Genomic DNA, 19,111 nt, shown 5'->3' with positions numbered 1-19,111 from the left:
ACTAAATTTTTCGCCTTTTCCGTTCTTTTTTCAAAAGTTCCAGTTCCCTGTTGGTCTGACCAGCTACGGAAGTGTTTTCCTCCGCCCTGCGAATAAGATAGGGCATCACATCACGTACCGGCCCAAACGGAACATACTTAGCCACATTATAGCCTTTAGCCGCTAAATTAAAGGAGATATGGTCGCTCATTCCGTAGAGCTGTCCAAAACCAATGCGCTGATCTTTATTATCAATACCTCTATCGCTCATCAATTGCATTAATCTATAACAACTGGTTTCATTATGGGTTCCGGCAAATAGGGAAATGGTATCAAGATGATCAACGATATACTCTACGGCCACATCAAAATTCTCATCCGAAGCTTTTTTAGAAGGACAAATTGGCGTTGGGTATCCCATTGTTTCTGCACGCTCATTTTCTTTTTCCAGGTAGGCCCCGCGAACAACTTTTACCCCTATTTTAAAACCATCTTTGTTGGCTGTTTCATGTAATTTTCTCAGATAGTCCATCCTGTCCCATCGATACATCTGCAACGTATTAAAAACAATGGCTTTCTCTTTATTATATATGCGCATCATTTCCTCTACCAATTCGTCAGCGGCGTCCTGCATCCAACTTTCCTCAGCATCTATTAGCAGTGATACATCCAGTTCATGTGCTTTTTTGCAGGTTGCCTGGAACCTTTCTTTTACCCTCCCCCATTCCGCTTGCTCGGCGGGGTTTAATGCTTTGCCCTCCCCTATCTTTTGAAATAGGGCAAACCGTCCATAACCGGTGGGTTTAAATACAGCAAAGGGCATAGCCTGCTTCTCCTTAGCGAAGTTGAGTATTTGCAAGTTCTTTTCCAGGGCATCGTCTAGCGGATCTTCGGTATCCTTGCCTTCCACGGAATAATCCAGTACAGAATACACCCCGTTATTCCACATCTTATCTACTACCGGCATGCAATCCTCTTCACTTACTCCCCCACAGAAATGATCAAATACCGTAGCACGTATAAGTCCGTCTACCGGTAAATGTGCTTTAATAGCAAAATTGGTTACTGCAGTCCCAATGCGAACAAGTGGCTCATTGGCAATCATCTTGAACAGGAAGTAGGCACGTTCCAATTCAGAATCTGTTTTTAGGGCGAAAGCAGTTGCGGTATCCTCAAAAATCTGGTCCATTATTACTAAATTCTTATCAGACCAAAAATAGCACACAAAATCTAATCGATTAATGAAAAATAGCCTTTATTTTGCCTTGGATCTGTTCTGCTAATACAAATTGTCAGTATCATGGAATCTATTACCACATCTTCTTATGCGGTTCACTTTAATGAAGCCGGATATAAAGCGTTGAACACACAGCTGAAAGAGTTCAATTACTCTAGGATATTTATCCTTGTAGATGAAAACACCCATAAGCATTGCCTCCCCCTGTTTTTATCCCAATTAGAGGAATTGAGGGACTATGAGATTATTGAGATAGAATCGGGAGAAGAAAATAAAAACATAAATACCTGTACGGGGGTTTGGGAAGCACTTTCCGAACTGGATGGGGACAGAAAAAGCCTGCTTATAAACCTGGGAGGTGGAGTGATTACGGACCTTGGTGGTTTTGTGGCTTCGGCTTTTAAAAGGGGGATACATTTTATAAATGTACCTACTTCTTTACTTGCCATGGTAGATGCTTCAGTAGGCGGCAAAACAGGAGTCGACCTGGGGATGTTGAAAAATCAGATTGGGGTAATTAACCAACCTCAGATGGTACTGATAGCCCCAGCATTTTTGAGGACACTGGAAACAAGGCAATTGCAAAGCGGATTTGCGGAAATGTTGAAACACGGCCTGATCAAAAGTGAAAAGTACTGGAAGAATTTAAAGCAGTTAAATAGTTTCGAGAGCCTGGATGCTCCTATTTTTGATTCTGTTGTTATTAAAAATGAAGTAGTGCTCAAAGATCCTACTGAGCAACATTTAAGAAAGATTTTGAATTTTGGACATACGCTGGGGCATGCTATAGAAACACATTTCCTAACCAGTGATAACAAAGAGACCCTCTTGCATGGTGAGGCAATTGCCATTGGGATGATCCTGGAAGCTTATCTTTCCAGCCAACTTACCGGCCTGGATAAAGAACATTTGAAGGATATTAAAAGTACCTTCCTGGAACGCTATAGAAAGGTTTCATTTAGCGATAGTGATATAGATGCTATTATTTCTCTTTTAAAATACGACAAGAAAAATACACATGGCAATATCAATTTTGTATTGCTAAAAGCTATTGGAGAAACGGAAATAGACTGCCAGGTACCCAACGAATTTTATGCCAGGGCATTTGCATACTACAAAGAATAACATCTTCATATACTAAAAAGAGCAGTTGACAACTCTTTACAAAAACCAAAGAAAAAATATTTTAGTTTAGGTACAGTTTAAAGCCAATCCTGACCAGGTTCGGCAGAAATATTAAAAATAACACCAGCAAAACTGACCTGCTTATGAAACGTGTACTTATAGACTACAAAAAGTTGAGCCGTGAAATAGCCACGCTACTCATCGAAACTTATCCCGACGGTTATGGAGATGATGACATCATCGCATTCAGAAATGGTAAAGGTGAATTTATCGAAGCTGTGGAGCTTCGAACCGATGACACCCTTTATATGGTGAAGATTAGCCAGAGCCTTTCTCACTTCATTGCTAATTTTGATGATTCGATTGAAAGAGAACTTGAAAACAAATCAAAAGTTTCCGAAACCGATTTTAGTTCAGAAAATGATTCTGGTACTGATAGCGTAGAATTGGAATTAAATACGGAACACGAGCTCGATGAAGAAGCCGGACTAGATTAAGTCTATTTCTACTAAAGTGCTATAAAAGCAGAAGCTTTCTGTAAGTGCTACTATAGGTATCTTTCTCTTATGATATTCCTGTGATGCTTCTGATGCCCGCAAATCATAAAACCAAGTGCGGCAACTGTCATTTTACCACCACTCGCTGTGCCAAATCTGTGTAAAGCCTCCTCATTTAAAGGAGCAAACAATGCTATAGATGAGCTTCTGACCGCCTTATATTCTTCTATAATATCCTTTTTTGTGCGCTGATTCGCCATGGAACTCGGCACATAAATATCCTGATCAAATCCCGGAAGAGGAGTATCATCTTTCCTGGCAAACCTAAGTGCCCTGTACTGAAATACCCTTTCAGCATCAAGGATATGCACCAATGTTTCTAAAATGGTCCATTTGCCTTCTGCATAAGCATATTGCAATTTCTCATCAGGGAGACTCTCAATAAATTGAGGAAAATTGTTTAGTTGTTTGCTCATGAGCTCTTTTAGTTCCGCCTCTCCAACGATATCGATATACGGTTGGGAATATGGAAGGAAATCACCGGGTTGAAGTGCAGATGTTTGCATAGCTATAAATTAAAAATCCTGATCAGTATTCATGATCAGGATATTAGTAATTATGTACGCTCTGATCACAGTTCACCAAAGATGGTATGCATCAGGCGTTTTTTATCATTGATACTCTCTTCTAAAGAAATCATCGTTTCTGTTCTGCTAATACCATCTATGTCATCAATCTTAAAAATGATATTCTTCGCATGGTTGGTATCCTTCGCCCTAATCTTGCAAAATATATTGAATTTGCCTGTAGTGATATGGGCAACTGTGACATTAGGGATCTGAGTAAGCCTTTCCAAAACAAATTTTGTCTGATGGGTCTTCTCAAGAAAAATCCCGACATAAGCAATAAAAGAATACCCGAGTTTCACATAATCCAACGTTAAGGATGAGCCTCGTATAATACCGGCTTCCTCCATTTTCTTTACCCTTACATGAACAGTTCCTGCGGAGATTAGCAATTTTTTTGCAATATCCGTAAAAGGAGTCCTGGTATTGTCTATTAACATATCCAGAATCTGATGATCTATTTCATCCAATTTAACTTTCCCCATTCTAATTGAAATTTTAGCAAAAATAAAACATTAAGAAATTAAATGTAATAAAAATCGTGTTTTTTTGAAATATATGTAATTCTTAGCTAGTTTTTTCATATAAAATTCAAATACACAGTTCATAAACGGCTCTGTGTTTTTTAAGTTTTTCCAGGTCAGAAATGTTTTTACAATCAAAAACTTCATGGCCCAGTTTATCAGTAAGTCTTCCGGACGCTTCTATATATGGATGAAATTCGATCTTATTTTCTTTCAAAACTTCCTTGTAAAGTATTCCTATGCTTTCTCCCTTTTGGTACTGAGGATGGATACTATGGATATTATGGATAAGCAGATCAAAAAACAATTTGTTGTTTTCAGGAATATTGTGGTATTCCAATTTCTTCTCTTGGGCCAAACTTTGTTCAGCGATTCCTTTTAATCCGGCCAATATTGCAAAAAAGACATATTGTCTGGTGTACTCGCGCTGATAATCACCGGCTGTATGTCCTGCCTCAATAAGTACAGTAGGAGTGCCCAGCATCTGGAAGCAATCACCAATGCAATTGGCATTAAAGGAGTCATCGTAGCGGCCTACAGCTCCAGGAATAATATTCTGAAGTACTTTATTCATTACTGCAATAAGCTGCATACTGACTATCCTTGATGCTGTTTCAGATCTATCGGTATCAGCTGCAGGTGCTAAAAAAGAAACAGTTGCCGGTTTAGATGTTGTACCCACATTAAAAATAGTTCTTTGATCGTGCAGGTTAAAACAATAATCTGGCTCAAAAGTGTCATATATACTGCGCAACAGCTTACTTTCAGGCTGACTTCTATCCTGAGCATCCCTGTTCAGATCTATTTTATTGGCATTAAATCTGGTATATATCGCCGCCCCGTCCGGATTCAATATGGGAATCAGGGTTAAAGTACAATTGTTCAGAATTTGATTTGCAAGGCCACTCCCTTTACTAAAAAAAGCAAGCAGGTCTAAAAGTGCTTTAGTAGTGGTAGACTCATTGCCGTGCATCTGAGACCACATCAACACTTTTATAGGACCATTACCAATTGTAATTATATGAATCGGAACCCCTTCAACAGAAGTGCCGGTACTTTTATTTGTTAACACTTCTGAATAGCGCTGCATGAAATTTTCCAGTTCGATATTTGTAATATACCTGCCTTTAATATTTTTCTCTTTAATGGCCTCGTACCGGACTGTTGTAACCTCCATACTGAATAGGAATTATTTAGGACAAAAGTAGTTGCAATTTAAATTACAATTGTTACTAAATTAGTTACATTTGTAAACAACAATTGGTTCGTAATTCCGCGTTGTTGAATACAATTGTAAACAAAAATTGCTTTCGGTCTAATAGAATTAATATTTGTTTTGTTTTACATTGTTATTCAGAATATTAAGAAACTTTATATATACTTTTAAATTAACATATATTAGTATATTCAGATACTTTTAAACTATAATTTGAATTAGAATAACCGAAACAAGTTACAATGGTAAACACAGATGAGTTTGTTCGTAGACTTGAGCGAATTTTGAGTTATTACAGCATGTCGGCTGCTGCATTTGCAGATAAGATACAAGTGCAAAGATCCAGCATTTCGCACCTGCTTACAGGAAGAAACAAACCCAGTCTGGAGTTTGTACTCAAGGTTGTAAAGACCTTCCCCGAAGTAAACCTTTATTGGTTATTAAATGGCAAGGGTAGCTTTCCTCAAAAGAGCACAGCTGCCCCTACCCCCGGCACAAAAACAAAGCCTAAAGACGAAATTCCCACAACTTCAGACGCAAAAACCATTCATAAGATCATCATTTTTTATGAAGACGGGAGCTTCAAGGCCTTTGACAAAAACCTGGATACACTTTAAATTGATCTTCTTCCCCGCTGGGAAATATTAGAAGTATTCCCTATTTTTCCGCTATGCAAATCAGAACTATAATTCCACTTGTTTTAGCGGTACTCCTTAGCGGCTGTTACCAACCTCAAAGAGACTGCCAAGGCTTTAAAGATGGGACTTTCACTTTTAAATCAATTATCGACGGAAAAGAAAGCACAACCACATTCGTACGTAACGGAGACCTGGAAATAGACTATTTCAATGGCAAGGCTGATAGTTCTAATATTCGATGGATTAACGATTGTGAATTTGTGGCTACAAAGCTACAACCAAAGAACAAGGCCGAAGAGCAGGCCATTCATATTAAAATATTGTCAACCACGGATAATTCCTATACATTTGAGTATAGTAGAATTGGAGACAGCAGAAAATTAAGAGGAACTGCCATAAAAACTTTGCCGTAGCAGAAGTTCTATATGGTTCAAAACACTATCAATGTTTGAAATTTTTACAAGTCCGGATGCCTGGATTGCCCTATTAACCTTAACATTCCTGGAAATAGTACTGGGTATAGACAACATTATTTTTATTTCAATTGCTGCCGGTAAACTCGAGAAAAACCAGCGAAAGCGCGCCACGAATTTAGGGCTTGTTCTGGCTATGGTTATGCGGATAGTGTTGCTTTTTGGAATAACATGGCTTACCACCATGAAAAAACCTTTTATGGTTTTGAACGAATCCTGGATCAGCGGTGCTTTAAGCTGGCAGGCCATAATACTATTTGGCGGTGGTCTGTTTTTACTATATAAGAGTACACGGGAAATTCATGAAAAGATAGAAGACAGAGGCCATGACGAAAATGAAGTGAAAAAAGCCAGGTCTACCTCTCTCACAAATGCCATTGTTCAAATTACCGTCATCAATATCGTATTCTCATTTGATTCAATCTTAACGGCCATAGGGATGACCAATGGGATATCTCCCAACCCTAATGACGCGCTGGTTTTGATGGTAATTGCCGTGGTGGTCTCTGTTGTTATCATGATGCTGTTTGCGAACCCGGTAGGAGAATTTGTTACCAAACATCCATCCATACAAGTCCTTGGACTGTCTTTTCTATTGTTAATCGGGTTTATGCTTATCGCTGAAGCTGCGCATATTTCGCACCTTATAGTGTTTGGAAATGAGATTGGCGCCATCCCCAAAGGCTATCTTTATTTTGCAATCGCCTTCTCGCTAATGGTAGAATTTTTTGACATGAGAATAAAGAAGAATAACAAATCCGATGTTGAAGAAATAATTGAGGATAAGTAGCTTATATTATTGCTAATAAAGTAGTTGAATATATTTTATCAGTAGTACGCCCTTTTAATTTGGCCTGTTGAATGCCATCTCGGGATTCAATTCCTTCTGTTTCTCAAACTCCCTTTGCTGTTGCCTTACCGTCAACGTACTGCCGTCATGACTCCATCCCGGAGGTCCGAACACATACATGAGTTTGTCTGATAATTTTTTAGATTTCCCCATATCGTTCCATATATCCTTATACTCATGAGTGAGAATAACCATGGGGTTATAAGACTGCGGAGAATGAATAACACCATACTGTACGTCTATAGAATCGTCCAATTCTTTCCAGGTGCCAAAGATCTTATCAAAGAAATTTAGAAATCCACCGTGATTTTTGTCCAGGTATTCCACATTCTGTGCATGATGCACCTGATGCATCGTATGCGTATTAAAAATTTTCTCGATAAATCCCATCTTTGGAACATAAACAGAGTGCAGTTGAAATTGCCATAGTGCCTCTATCCCCAAACATACCAAAACCATTTCCGGTGGAAATCCTATTGCCGGCATCCACATATAAAACAAAGGCTTGTAAAGAATAGTGAACCATCCGTTTCTCACAGCTGTCCCTAAATTAAAATTATCAGATGAATGATGTACGATATGTGCGGCCCATAAAACCCTGATCTCATGATTGGCCCTGTGAAACCAATAATAGGTAAAATCATCAGCCAGCTGGCATAGCAGCCAAACGTACCATGCATAGCCAAAAGAAGTATATCCAAACACATTGGTTCTTGTACCATCAAGGCTCTCAGGATTAAAAAATTCGTAGGTAAATTCGAAAAGGAAAATAGCAAAAATGACCTTGAACAACGGACCTATTATTGCGGAACCTACCCCCATAAAGCCACTGGCAAAAAGATCTTTCCATTGGTAAAGATGATCATCGCCATGCGTTTTACTATAGGTAAGTTCTAAAAGAATAAAGGCAATAAAACAAGGTACTCCGTATACCAGGGGGTTGGTAAAATCCATATTTTCTTTGGCTTAAAGCGCCTAAATATAATGTTATCTTTAGTAGTATAGCGAAAAAGAAATAGAATTAGTTTATCGCAAGCATACTATTTTCTATTGTTCGCCAGAATCGTCCTTCATATTTCTCAATAAAGCATTCTGTTCCTTCATTAATTCCTCCAAATTCGATAGCAGTTCTATATTTTTTGGCGTAACCTCCTCCACATTTTGGGGGTCTTCCGCCTTAGTTCTGATCTTATTGATAAACTTAATCACCAAAAATATTGTGAGTGCAATAATTCCAAAGTCTATAAGCACCTCCAAAAGCGCTCCATATCCAATGGCCACTTCATCCACACCCTCCGAAGCTGTTCTGAGCACATATTTCTGTTCTGCCAAACTAACTCTTGCCGTCAGTAATGAAAGAGGGGGCATAATTATCTTTTTAACCAGGGTGTTTACCACATTGTTGAAGGCAGTACCAATTATGATACCTATGGCCATATCGATCATATTGCCCTTTATGGCAAAATTTTTAAATTCCTGGATAAAATTCTTCATGAAAATAGTTGTCTAAAAAAGCTTTGTTTGGCCTTCTTCATCGTTCTTGCCTTTGTCATCAGCAGTTGACTTCCCGGATGTTTTGGCTGTAGATTTTGGAGTCTTGGCCAGGGACTCTTTCGGCGCTGCCACATTTTCTTCATCTACCACTTCTATCTCCATGGTATCATGAGCTTTCGGCTCTTCGTAAGGCAATGGCTCCAAGGCATTTATGTTTTTAACCTTCTCAGATGTCAGTTGATTACCTAAAGCTTTGATTCCCTTAATAGCTATAAAATCTTCCAAATCGACAGTTAGATTGGGTTTGGCCTCTTTCCCTCTGGGTTTAGGAAACTCTATTTCAATCACCGGTCGCCAGTCGGTCGAGATGAGTTCCAGAAACGACTTTGGATGTTCGGTGATAAATAATTCTTCTTTGTTTTCCTTCTCTATCAGAAATCGCTTAACATAGTAACGCTCTTTATCACCATCGTAGTAAATGGCAGATAATGGCTTCTTTGGTTTCCATTTTTCGAGTACGATAATATCATCATCAAAACGCATAGTAACCTCCGGAATAACAGTCTTAGCAATTCCCTTCTGATTAACAAGCAGCAACATGTCCTCGCTGGTAAATTCACCTAGCAGTTCTCCTCTTTCGTCCACGTTAAGTCGCTGAACAGTATCATCGAACCATAATTTACGTGGCTTCAGGGTTGATAAGCCTTTCTCTTTTAATTCAATGCGCTTAACAGGATACTTTGTAACTATATTTCCCTTGGAACCCCTGCCTTTGATCATGACATCAGCAAAATCCAAATCCCACTTCAATTTTTTAATACTTCCGGATTGCCGTAAATTGACAGTCACCACTTCTGCCTCTCCATTGGGATTCGCAGAGAAATAATGCACATAAGAAGAGGGTTTGCCTGTGGTCAGGCTATAGCTCTTATCCCTGGTTACTGCCGTAACGTTAAATCGTTTTACATAACTGGCGCCACCCCTTCCATCCTTATAAATCATGTTATAAGTGGTACGCTTATCTTTTTTCTTGAAAACCGCAACATGGATGATATTTTTACCGATAAAGGTTTTTGCATCTACCCTGGTAACCATCATTTCTCCATTCTTGGTAAAGACAATAATATCATCAATATCACTACAGTCTGTTACATATTCATCCCGCCTCAATGAGGTGCCGACAAAGCCTTCTTCCCTATTCACATAGAGCTTGGTATTCCTAATTACGACTTTAGTTGCCTCGATATCATCAAAAATCCTGATCTCCGATTTACGCTCTCTTCCCTTGCCGTATTTCTTCTTTAAATCTTTAAAGTAGTCAATGGCAAAATCTATAAGGTTTTCAAGGTTGTTTTTGGTTTCGGCTATTCTGTCTTCAAGACTTTCAATATGCTGCTGTGCCTTGTCTAAATCAAATTTGGAGATTCTCTTAATACGGATTTCAGTTAACCGCACAATATCTTCCTCTGTAACCGCCCTTTTAAGATGTTTTACATGGGGCTTAAGCCCTTTATCAATAGCTGCAATGACACCCTCCCAGGTTTCTTCTTCTTCTATATCCCGGTAGATCCTCTTCTCAATAAAAATCCTTTCCAAAGAGGCAAAATGCCACTGCTCTTCCAATTCTGAAAGCTGAATTTCCAATTCTGCCTTAAGCAGTTCTACCGTATAATCTGTAGAGCGTTGAAGCATCTCCCTCACCCCAATAAACAAAGGTTTATTGTCTTCAATAATACACCCCAATGGAGAAATAGATGATTCGCAGGAAGTAAAAGCGTAGAGGGCATCAATTGTTTTATCCGGGGAAATCCCTGTTGGAATATGCACCAGGATTTCAACATCCGCTGCTGTATTATCTTCTATTTTCTTTATTTTGATTTTACCTTTATCGTTGGCCTTCAAAATAGAGTCTATAAGAGAAGAAGTGTTAGTTCCATACGGAATCTCGTTGATCACCAAGGTTTTTTTATCTAGCTGAGAAATTTTGGCCCTAACGCGGATCTTACCTCCCCTTAGCCCTTCATTATAATTGGTAACATCTATAATGCCTGCCGTAGGAAAATCTGGAAAAAGTTTAAATCGCTGGCCTCTAAGGTGCTTGATTGAGGCGTCTATTAGTTCATTAAAATTATGAGGTAAAATTTTTGTCGATAACCCTACTGCTATACCTTCGGCACCCTGAGCCAATAACAACGGGAATTTAACCGGCAAATTAACGGGTTCTTTTTTTCTACCGTCATAAGACATTTGCCACTCCGTAATTTTAGGACTGAAAACAACATCAAGGGCAAATTTTGAAAGTCGCGCCTCTATATATCTGGAAGCAGCTGCTCTATCACCGGTAAGTATGTTTCCCCAGTTTCCCTGGGTATCTATGAGCAGGTCTTTCTGACCAATCTGTACCATCGCATCCCCGATACTTGCATCGCCGTGAGGATGGTATTGCATGGTGTGCCCAACTACATTGGCAACTTTATTATAGCGGCCATCATCTAATTCTTTCAGGGAGTGCATTATTCTCCGCTGAACAGGCTTAAAACCGTCTTCTATTGCGGGTACTGCCCTTTCCAAAATAACATAAGAAGCATAGTCAAGAAACCAATCTTTGTACATTCCGGTGACGCGTACAAGTGCTTCGCCGCCACCAGCCTGATCCTCTTCCTGCACTTCGTTTACTTCTTCATTCTCTTCCATATAGAAAGATTCGTATTATTTGGGTTTATATTTAATTGTCTTCAACCAGATCAACCTCTACTTTAAGGTTATTTATGATAAATTCCTGCCTGTCCGGAGTGTTCTTTCCCATGTAGAACTTAAGTAATTCTTCAATAGAAAGGGCTTTATCTAGCATGATAGGCTCCAGGCGGATATCGTCTCCAATAAAGTGCTTGAACTCATCGGGCGAAATTTCTCCCAACCCTTTAAACCTTGTTATTTCGGCTTTGCCTGTAAGTTTATTCAGGGCCGAATATTTTTCGTCATCACTATAACAATAAATAGTTTCCTTCTTGTTCCTTACTCTGAATAATGGGGTTTGAAGAATATAAAGATGATTCTCCTTAATTAGTTCGGGAAAAAACTGCAGAAAGAAAGTAATTAGCAATAGCCTGATGTGCATTCCATCTACATCAGCATCAGTAGCGATTACGATGTTGTTATAACGTAAATCCTCCATGGATTCTTCAATATTCAGGGCAGCCTGAAGTAAATTAAATTCCTCATTCTCATAAACGATCTTCTTTGACATCCCATAAGAATTTAAGGGCTTTCCTCTAAGACTGAATACCGCCTGGGTGTTTACGTCTCTAGACTTTGTAATAGACCCGGAAGCAGAATCTCCTTCGGTAATGAATAAGGTGCTGTCTAGCCGCCTTTCGTTTTTCATGTCTCCCAGATGTATTCTGCAGTCTCTCAGTTTTTTGTTATGAAGACTTGCCTTCTTTGCTCTTTCTCTGGCAAGTTTACGTATCCCGGACAATTCTTTGCGCTCCTTTTCTGCCATCATTATCTTGCGCTGAATCTTCTCTGCCGTTTCCTGATTCTTGTGCAGGTAATTGTCTAGTTGTTTCCCAATAAAATCATTTATGTAGGTTCGAACGGTAGGTAGGTTGCCACCCATATCAGTAGAACCTAGTTTGGTTTTGGTCTGGCTTTCAAAAACCGGCTCCATTACTTTTATAGAGATAGCAGAAATTATGGATTTTCTAATATCAGAAGCATCATAGTTCTTTCCATAAAAATCACGGATGGTGCGCACTATGGCTTCCCTGAAAGCAGATTGATGTGTTCCTCCCTGAGTGGTGTGCTGACCATTGACGAAAGAATGGTATTCCTCACTGTACTGAGTTTTACTATGGGTAATGGCCACTTCAATATCGTTTCCTTTAAGGTGGATAATAGGATAAAGCATATCCTCCGTACTATTATTATCCTCCAACAGGTCTTTTAAGCCATTTTCGGAATAGTACTTTTCTCCGTTAAATAAGATGGTAAGTCCCGGATTAAGGTAAACATAGTTCTTTAGCAGCCGTTCTACGTACTCATTTCTGAACCTGTATTTTTTAAAAATAGCTTCATCAGGAGTAAAGGTGATCTTTGTCCCCCTTCTTCGCGAGGTTGATTCTAACAATTCCTCATTTTTAAGCTCCCCCAGGTTAAATTCGGCCGATTTAGATTTGCCGTCTCTTGTAGATTCTACCCTAAAAAAGGTAGACAGGGCATTCACTGCTTTGGTCCCCACCCCATTTAATCCAACAGATTTCTTAAACGCCCGGGTGTCATATTTACCTCCTGTATTCATCTTAGAAACTACGTCCACAACTTTCCCCAGGGGAATACCCCGGCCATAATCGCGAACAATTACCTTGTCTCCCTGAATAGATATCTCAATTGTTTTACCGGCCCCCATGACAAATTCGTCAATAGAATTGTCTATGGTTTCTTTAAGAAGAATATAAATCCCATCATCGGCAGAAGAACCATCTCCTAACTTTCCAATATACATTCCAGGACGCAGTCGGATGTGCTCCTTCCAGTCCAGAGATCGAATATTTTCTTCTGTATATTGTGATTGTGCCATTTTACTTGGGGGTTTACCCCCGCTAATATAAAATTATAGGTCAGAAATCAAAATGCAGGCTACGGAAAGTAATTAACAATCATTTCTGCATTTTGTTGATAGCTGTACTCCTTATCTTAAGCTGTTGCCGGCTATTTGCAGCCTGAACAAAAGCACTCTAGACATTAAATCGGAAATGCATGACATCGCCATCCTGCATCACATATTCCTTACCTTCAACCCGCATTTTTCCCGCTTCCTTTACTTTAGCCTCACTACCGTAGGAGACATAATCATCATAGGAGATCACCTCTGCCCTGATAAATCCTTTCTCAAAATCGGTATGAATTACCCCAGCTGCCTGAGGGGCCGTTGCACCAATTGGGATGGTCCAGGCCCTGACTTCTTTTTCCCCGGCAGTAAAGTAAGTCTCCAGGTTTAACAGTTTATAGGCTCCCCTGATTAACTTGGCCGAACCCGGTTCGGTTAATCCCAGATCTTCCAGAAACATCTGCCTTTCTTCGTAAGTTTCCAATTCCGTAATATCCGCTTCTGTGCCTACGGCCAGGACAATGACTTCCGCATCTTCATTGGCAACTGCAGATTTCACCTTTTCTACATAAGCATTCCCAGTTACCGCTGCATCTTCATCTACATTACAAACATACAAGACCGGTTTATCTGTAATTAGCTGCAAAGGTTTAACAAAATCTCTACGTGCATCCTTCTCTATTTCAATTGCCCGAACGGAAATACCCGCTTCCAGTCCTGTTTTTAACTGCATTAATGCATCGGCCTCCTTCTGAGCATCCTTATTACCCGTTTTTGCTGCTCTTTTTACTTTGTCGAGCTTTTTTTCAACGGTTTCCAGGTCTTTTAACTGCAGTTCCATATCTATGGTTTCCTTGTCTCTTATCGGGTCTACCGAACCGTCAACGTGCACCACGTTATCATTGTCAAAACAGCGCAATACGTGCAGTATCGCGTCTGTTTCGCGGATATTCCCAAGAAACTGATTCCCCAATCCTTCTCCTTTGCTGGCTCCCTTAACCAGTCCGGCTATATCTACAATCTCAACCGTAGCAGGCAACACGCGTTGAGGGTTGACCAATTCCTCCAATTTCTGGAGTCGCGGATCGGGAACATTGACTACGCCAATATTTGGCTCAATAGTACAAAATGGAAAATTTGCGCTCTGCGCTTTTGCATTAGATAAACAATTAAAAAGGGTAGATTTTCCAACATTGGGCAATCCTACTATACCTGCTTTCATTCTTAAGGATCTTATACGAGAAAATGTCAGTTGTATTCTGACTTCTTGTAATTTTGGCTGCAAAGATAGTTTTTACTAGTATATTTAGTACAGCGAACTGTAGAATTATATATGAGCAAAATTATACTTCAGGGAATTGTGTACGATGACAAGTCGTCCTACCTGCGTGGCCCGGCCAAAGCCCCTCCTCTAATCCGGCAGGCATATCGAAGTAATTCTGCAAATTTCTTTGCTGAATCGGGTGTAGAAATTACTCCTGATGTGTTTGATGATAAAGGCGATTTTGAAATAGTGGAATATTTTGATATAGAGTCTATTACATCTTCTAATCTAAACAAGAATACACCTTTAATTACTTTAGGTGGAGACCACTCTATAAGCTATCCTGTTCTACGGGCAATACATAAAGTATATGGCCCTGTAGACATCCTTCACCTGGATGCTCATGGCGATCTCTATGACAGCTTTGAAGGTGATAAATATTCCCATGCCTGTCCTTTTGCCAGAATTATGGAGGAGGGTCTCGCGGGGGAGCTCCACCAGGTTGGGATCAGAACATTAAATTCACATCAGCGTAAACAAGCTAAAAAATATGGTGTTAAGGTAGTGGAAATGAAAGACTACCACCTGAATAAGATCCCGGAATTTAAGAGGCCTGTTTATTTGTCCCTGGACATGGATGTCCTGGACCCTGCTTTTGCTCCCGGGGTGTCACACTATGAACCTGGCGGACTTACCACCAGAGAGCTGATCAGTATAATTCATCGTATCAATGTGCCTGTTCTTGGGGCCGATTTAGTGGAATATAATCCGGAAAGAGATATAAATAATATGACCGCCATGGTTTGCGCCAAAATCTTAAAGGAAATTGCTGCCAAATGTTTACAATAAAAGCAAATCCCAATATAATAGGCTGAGGTAACAGGAGGTATTTGTTCTACCCGTCCGGGTGCATAAAGCGCTGTTTGCCCAAAAGTGTTTCTTCGGACTCTACATGATCATCATCAGGAACACAGCAATCTACCGGGCATACCGCAGCACATTGAGGTTCTTCATGGAAGCCCATGCATTCTGTACACTTATCCGGAGATATATAATATATTTCGTCACTTATAGGTTCCTGTACCTCATCGGCATTAACCGCCTTACCATTTGGAAGAACAACATCACCTTTTAGAGAAGTGCCATCGCCATATCTCCACTCATCTGCACCTTCATAAATTGCGGTATTGGGACATTCTGGCTCACAAGCACCACAGTTAATACATTCATCGGTTATAACAATTGCCATAATTTTCTCTTTCTGTTAGCCTAAAATTCCTTTAAGCATGCTTATTTTTGCGCAAAGGTAAATCCTAATAAAATTCTGGACAAATATAATGGCCCACCTGCATCGTAGAATACAAGCTTTTGTTAAACTTGGCAATTTTTTCCGGGAATACTGCGAATATGCCAATAACACATACAATAAAATAACTAATAGCAACACTGTTTTTGCAGATTTAGAAAATAAGATCGAGCTGGCTGGCCATAAAAATGGATGGTTTACCAAAACCAATGTCACTTTTGCACTGGGCCAATGGAGCCAACTGCTTACGGAAGAAATACTGTCAGAATGGCTAAATAAGTACCCAATAGATAGAACTGAGCAAAAAACGGTGGCTATTATAATGGCCGGCAATATACCTCTGGTAGGATTTCACGATTTCCTGAGTGCACTAATTTTAGGCCACAAAGTCCTGGTGAAACTGTCTTCTAATGATCAAATACTACTGCCTTTTATGGCTGATTACCTCATACAAATTGAACCCGAATTTAAGCCCTTGATTAAATTCCAGGAAGACCGATTGGAGAATTTTGATGTCATCATCGCTACTGGCAGCGACAATACAGCCCGTTATTTTGACTACTATTTCAAAGACAAACCCAGTATAATAAGAAGAAACAGAACCTCCGTTGCCGTGCTTACCGGTGAAGAAAGCGCAGATACATTGCAAGCATTAGGCGAGGATGTTTTCACCTATTTTGGATTGGGTTGCAGAAGTGTCTCCAAAATTTATGTGCCAGATGACTATAATTTTGACGGCTTATTCAATGCCATGTACCCCCATAAGGATATTATAAACCTTACTAAATACGCAAATAACTACGATTACAATAAAGCCGTATACCTGATGAGCGAATTCAACTTCCTGGATAACGGTTTCTTAATGCTGAAAGAGGATGAGAATTTCGGCTCACCCATTGCTACACTCTTCTACGAAAAGTATAGCTCCAGGGAAGCACTTAAAGAAAAACTTAGCTTAAACAGGGATTCCGTTCAGTGTATAGTAGCAAATGGTCTGTTTTCTGATGAGGTGGCCTTTGGGCAAACACAACAGCCTGGTCTGGAAGATTATGCAGATGGGATAGACACTGTTGAATTCTTGTTAAAAACATCACATAATTAATCCGGAATTGACAATAATCTTTCAGCTTTATTTATGACCTTTACGGGCTTAAATTAAAAAGCAAAAAAATAACTAAACTCTTGCAAGATGAAAAAACACAATTTTAGTGCGGGCCCCTGTGTATTACCACAGGAAGTTTTAAAAAAGGCCTCTGAAGCAGTGGTAGAATTAGACGGAATTGGGCTTTCTCTCATCGAAATTTCACATAGAAGTACAGAATTTGTGGCTATTATGGAATCTGCACGGGCTTTGGCATTAGAACTACTTGGCCTGGAAGGAAAAGGATACCAGGCATTGTTCTTACAGGGCGGGGCAAGTCTTGAATTTCTAATGGTTGCTTACAACTTGCTCGAAAACAAAGCAGGTTACATCAATACAGGTACCTGGAGCGATAAAGCCATTAAAGAAGCTAAATATTTTGGAGACATCATTGAGGTGGCCTCATCAAAAGATAAGAATTTCAAGTATATCCCTAAGAACTATGAGGTGCCGGGAGATTTAGATTACCTGCACCTTACTTCCAATAACACCATTTTCGGCACTCAGGTGAAAGCACTTCCTGTCACGGATATCCCCTTGGTTTGTGATATGAGTTCGGATATTTTCTCGAGGCAGATAGACTTTTCTATGTTCGATCTGATTTATGCTGGTGCTCAGAAAAATATGGGTCCGGCTGGGACTACATTGGTGGTAGTTAAAGAAGACATTCTTGGTAAGGTCTCACGTCAGATCCCTTCCATGTTAGATTATCAGGTACATATATCAAAAGACAGCATGTTTAATACTCCTTCTGTTTTTGCAGTATATACCTCCATGCTGACCCTACAATGGTTAAAAGATATGGGAGGCATTTCGACCATTGAGGAAATCAATGAAAAGAAAGCCAGCCTTATTTATTCCGAAATTGATCTTAATCCACTTTTTACAGGTTTCGCGGAAAAAGAAGACAGGTCAGCAATGAATGCTACATTTACACTGACCGATGAGCGCCTTAAAGAAACTTTCGATACTATGTGCAAAGCCGCAGGTATCAACGGAATCAACGGCCACCGTTCTGTTGGAGGTTATCGGGCATCAATGTACAATGCACTCTCTCTTGAAAGCGTAGGCGTATTGGTAGATATAATGAGCGATTTAGAGCGGAATGCCTGACAAACTGGGAATAAAAAATCAAAGTTTTTATAATTATAAACTGCAAATTACATGAGGATACTTGCTAATGACGGAATCTCCCAAAGTGGAATAAGCGCCCTTGAAAAAGAAGGTTTTGAGGTAATTACTACTACCGTAGCACAGGAGCAGCTGCCAAACTACATTAATGAAAATGCCATTGTAGGGCTACTTGTAAGAAGCGCAACACAAGTGCGTAAAGACCTTATTGATGCTTGCCCTAGCCTTAAATTAATTGGTCGTGGCGGTGTTGGGATGGACAATATTGATGTGGAATATGCCAGGCAAAAAGGATTGCATGTAATCAATACTCCGGCGGCGTCATCTAGTTCAGTAGCCGAATTGGTATTTGGCCATTTATTTGGTGGGGTTAGATTTCTTCATGATGCCAACAGAAATATGCCTCTGGAAGGAGACAGTAATTTTAAAAAATTAAAAAAGGCCTATGCGAAAGGGATAGAATTAAGAGGTAAAACCCTTGGTGTAATAGGCTTTGGCCGTATTGGTCAGGCTACAGCAAAGATCGCATTGGGTGTAGGTATGAAGGTAGTTTATTTTGATCCTTTTATAGAGAAAGCCAGCATTGAAGTTGACTTTTTTGATGGTCAGAAAGTTTCATTTGAGCTACAAAGCAGCGCTATGGAAAGCATCCTGGCCGAAGCACACTTCATTACCCTGCACGTACCTGCCCAAAAAGAATATGTGATTGGGAAAGCGGAGTTCGATAAAATGAAGACCGGTGTCGGCATCGTAAATGCAGCAAGAGGTGGTGTCATAGATGAAGTGGCCCTTATCAATGCCATAGAAAGTGGTAAGGTAGCCTTTGCCGGCCTGGACGTTTTTGAATCTGAACCCAGTCCGGAATTAAAAATCCTAATGCATCCGAATATTTCACTCTCTCCTCATATCGGAGCCGCAACCGGAGAGGCACAAGACAGGATTGGCGAGGAATTGGCCAGCCAGATTTCTACTTTGTTGAAATAAATCAAAATAACACACAA

At 39.8% G+C, this 19,111-nt stretch carries 19 protein-coding genes; 9 read left to right on the top strand and 10 right to left on the bottom strand.

Annotated features, from left to right (window positions below):
* Position 1: 1 nt before the first annotated feature.
* Entirely contained in the window at positions 2-1,168 is a 1,167-nt protein-coding gene (locus J1G40_RS10600) for a proline dehydrogenase family protein (RefSeq protein ID WP_265242609.1), read from the bottom strand.
* 111 nt (positions 1,169-1,279) lie between these two features.
* Between J1G40_RS10600 and aroB the strand changes: the two genes are divergently transcribed.
* Together aroB and J1G40_RS10590 are read left to right on the top strand one after the other, a co-directional pair.
* A complete protein-coding gene (gene aroB, locus J1G40_RS10595) occupies positions 1,280-2,341 on the top strand; it encodes a 3-dehydroquinate synthase (RefSeq protein ID WP_265242608.1) in 1,062 nt (353 codons plus the stop codon).
* 143 nt (positions 2,342-2,484) lie between these two features.
* On the top strand, positions 2,485-2,838 hold the full coding sequence (locus J1G40_RS10590) for a hypothetical protein (protein WP_265242607.1): 354 nt from the start codon (positions 2,485-2,487) through the stop codon (positions 2,836-2,838).
* A 50-nt stretch (positions 2,839-2,888) separates the two neighbouring features.
* On the opposite strand, the gene J1G40_RS10585 is transcribed toward J1G40_RS10590, so the two are convergent.
* The 3 genes from J1G40_RS10585 to J1G40_RS10575 all read right to left on the bottom strand — a co-directional run bounded on the left by J1G40_RS10585 (position 2,889) and on the right by J1G40_RS10575 (position 5,165).
* Entirely contained in the window at positions 2,889-3,404 is a 516-nt protein-coding gene (locus J1G40_RS10585) for a DinB family protein (RefSeq protein ID WP_265242606.1), read from the bottom strand.
* A gap of 65 nt (positions 3,405-3,469) precedes the next feature.
* Entirely contained in the window at positions 3,470-3,949 is a 480-nt protein-coding gene (locus J1G40_RS10580) for an Lrp/AsnC family transcriptional regulator (RefSeq protein WP_265242605.1), read from the bottom strand.
* A gap of 106 nt (positions 3,950-4,055) precedes the next feature.
* Positions 4,056-5,165: a M14 metallopeptidase family protein gene (locus J1G40_RS10575; protein ID WP_265242604.1), complete on the bottom strand. Its 1,110-nt coding sequence runs from the start codon at positions 5,163-5,165 to the stop codon at positions 4,056-4,058.
* A gap of 281 nt (positions 5,166-5,446) precedes the next feature.
* Between J1G40_RS10575 and J1G40_RS10570 the strand changes: the two genes are divergently transcribed.
* From J1G40_RS10570 to J1G40_RS10560, 3 genes are read left to right on the top strand one after another with little or no spacing between them, the layout of a single operon-like run.
* Entirely contained in the window at positions 5,447-5,821 is a 375-nt protein-coding gene (locus J1G40_RS10570; RefSeq protein WP_265242603.1) for a helix-turn-helix domain-containing protein, read from the top strand.
* A gap of 53 nt (positions 5,822-5,874) precedes the next feature.
* Positions 5,875-6,255 (top strand): DNA topoisomerase IV, encoded by a 381-nt coding sequence (locus tag J1G40_RS10565; RefSeq protein ID WP_265242602.1) that lies wholly within the window; start codon positions 5,875-5,877, stop codon positions 6,253-6,255.
* 31 nt (positions 6,256-6,286) lie between these two features.
* Positions 6,287-7,105, top strand: coding sequence for a TerC family protein (locus tag J1G40_RS10560; protein ID WP_265242601.1), 819 nt, complete (start codon positions 6,287-6,289; stop codon positions 7,103-7,105).
* Positions 7,106-7,159: 54 nt separating this feature from the next.
* Here the strand turns inward: J1G40_RS10560 and J1G40_RS10555 are convergent, their stop codons facing one another.
* From J1G40_RS10555 to ychF, 5 genes are all read right to left on the bottom strand, one after another.
* Complete coding sequence (locus J1G40_RS10555; protein WP_265242600.1) at positions 7,160-8,119, bottom strand: sterol desaturase family protein; 960 nt, start codon at positions 8,117-8,119, stop codon at positions 7,160-7,162.
* A 93-nt stretch (positions 8,120-8,212) separates the two neighbouring features.
* On the bottom strand, positions 8,213-8,659 hold the full coding sequence (gene mscL, locus J1G40_RS10550; protein ID WP_265242599.1) for a large conductance mechanosensitive channel protein MscL: 447 nt from the start codon (positions 8,657-8,659) through the stop codon (positions 8,213-8,215).
* Between the two features lie 12 nt (positions 8,660-8,671).
* Positions 8,672-11,353, bottom strand: a complete 2,682-nt coding sequence (locus J1G40_RS10545) for a DNA gyrase/topoisomerase IV subunit A (RefSeq protein ID WP_265242598.1) — start codon at positions 11,351-11,353, stop codon at positions 8,672-8,674.
* 31 nt (positions 11,354-11,384) lie between these two features.
* Positions 11,385-13,238, bottom strand: coding sequence for a DNA topoisomerase IV subunit B (locus tag J1G40_RS10540; RefSeq protein WP_265242597.1), 1,854 nt, complete (start codon positions 13,236-13,238; stop codon positions 11,385-11,387).
* Positions 13,239-13,395: 157 nt separating this feature from the next.
* Positions 13,396-14,490, bottom strand: a complete 1,095-nt coding sequence (gene ychF, locus J1G40_RS10535) for a redox-regulated ATPase YchF (protein WP_265242596.1) — start codon at positions 14,488-14,490, stop codon at positions 13,396-13,398.
* Positions 14,491-14,601: 111 nt separating this feature from the next.
* Between ychF and speB the strand changes: the two genes are divergently transcribed.
* Positions 14,602-15,381 carry an agmatinase gene (speB, locus tag J1G40_RS10530; RefSeq protein ID WP_265242595.1) on the top strand — a complete coding sequence of 260 codons (780 nt, stop codon included), beginning with the start codon at positions 14,602-14,604 and terminating at the stop codon, positions 15,379-15,381.
* A gap of 46 nt (positions 15,382-15,427) precedes the next feature.
* Here speB and J1G40_RS10525 read toward each other — a convergent pair whose 3' ends face one another.
* A complete protein-coding gene (locus J1G40_RS10525; protein ID WP_265242594.1) occupies positions 15,428-15,781 on the bottom strand; it encodes a 4Fe-4S dicluster domain-containing protein in 354 nt (117 codons plus the stop codon).
* Between the two features lie 88 nt (positions 15,782-15,869).
* Between J1G40_RS10525 and J1G40_RS10520 the strand changes: the two genes are divergently transcribed.
* From J1G40_RS10520 to J1G40_RS10510, 3 genes are all read left to right on the top strand, one after another.
* Entirely contained in the window at positions 15,870-16,940 is a 1,071-nt protein-coding gene (locus J1G40_RS10520) for an acyl-CoA reductase (protein ID WP_265242593.1), read from the top strand.
* Between the two features lie 87 nt (positions 16,941-17,027).
* Positions 17,028-18,092 (top strand): 3-phosphoserine/phosphohydroxythreonine transaminase, encoded by a 1,065-nt coding sequence (gene serC, locus J1G40_RS10515; RefSeq protein WP_265242592.1) that lies wholly within the window; start codon positions 17,028-17,030, stop codon positions 18,090-18,092.
* A gap of 51 nt (positions 18,093-18,143) precedes the next feature.
* The gene (locus J1G40_RS10510; RefSeq protein ID WP_265242591.1) at positions 18,144-19,094 is read left to right on the top strand and encodes a D-2-hydroxyacid dehydrogenase; all 951 of its coding nucleotides are present in this window, start codon (positions 18,144-18,146) and stop codon (positions 19,092-19,094) included.
* Positions 19,095-19,111 lie beyond the last annotated feature (17 nt).

The organism is Muriicola sp. Z0-33, assembly GCF_026126425.1.
In the GTDB taxonomy this organism is placed as follows: domain Bacteria; phylum Bacteroidota; class Bacteroidia; order Flavobacteriales; family Flavobacteriaceae; genus JAFMPW01.
This window is presented reverse-complemented; position numbering and strand designations above follow the sequence as displayed.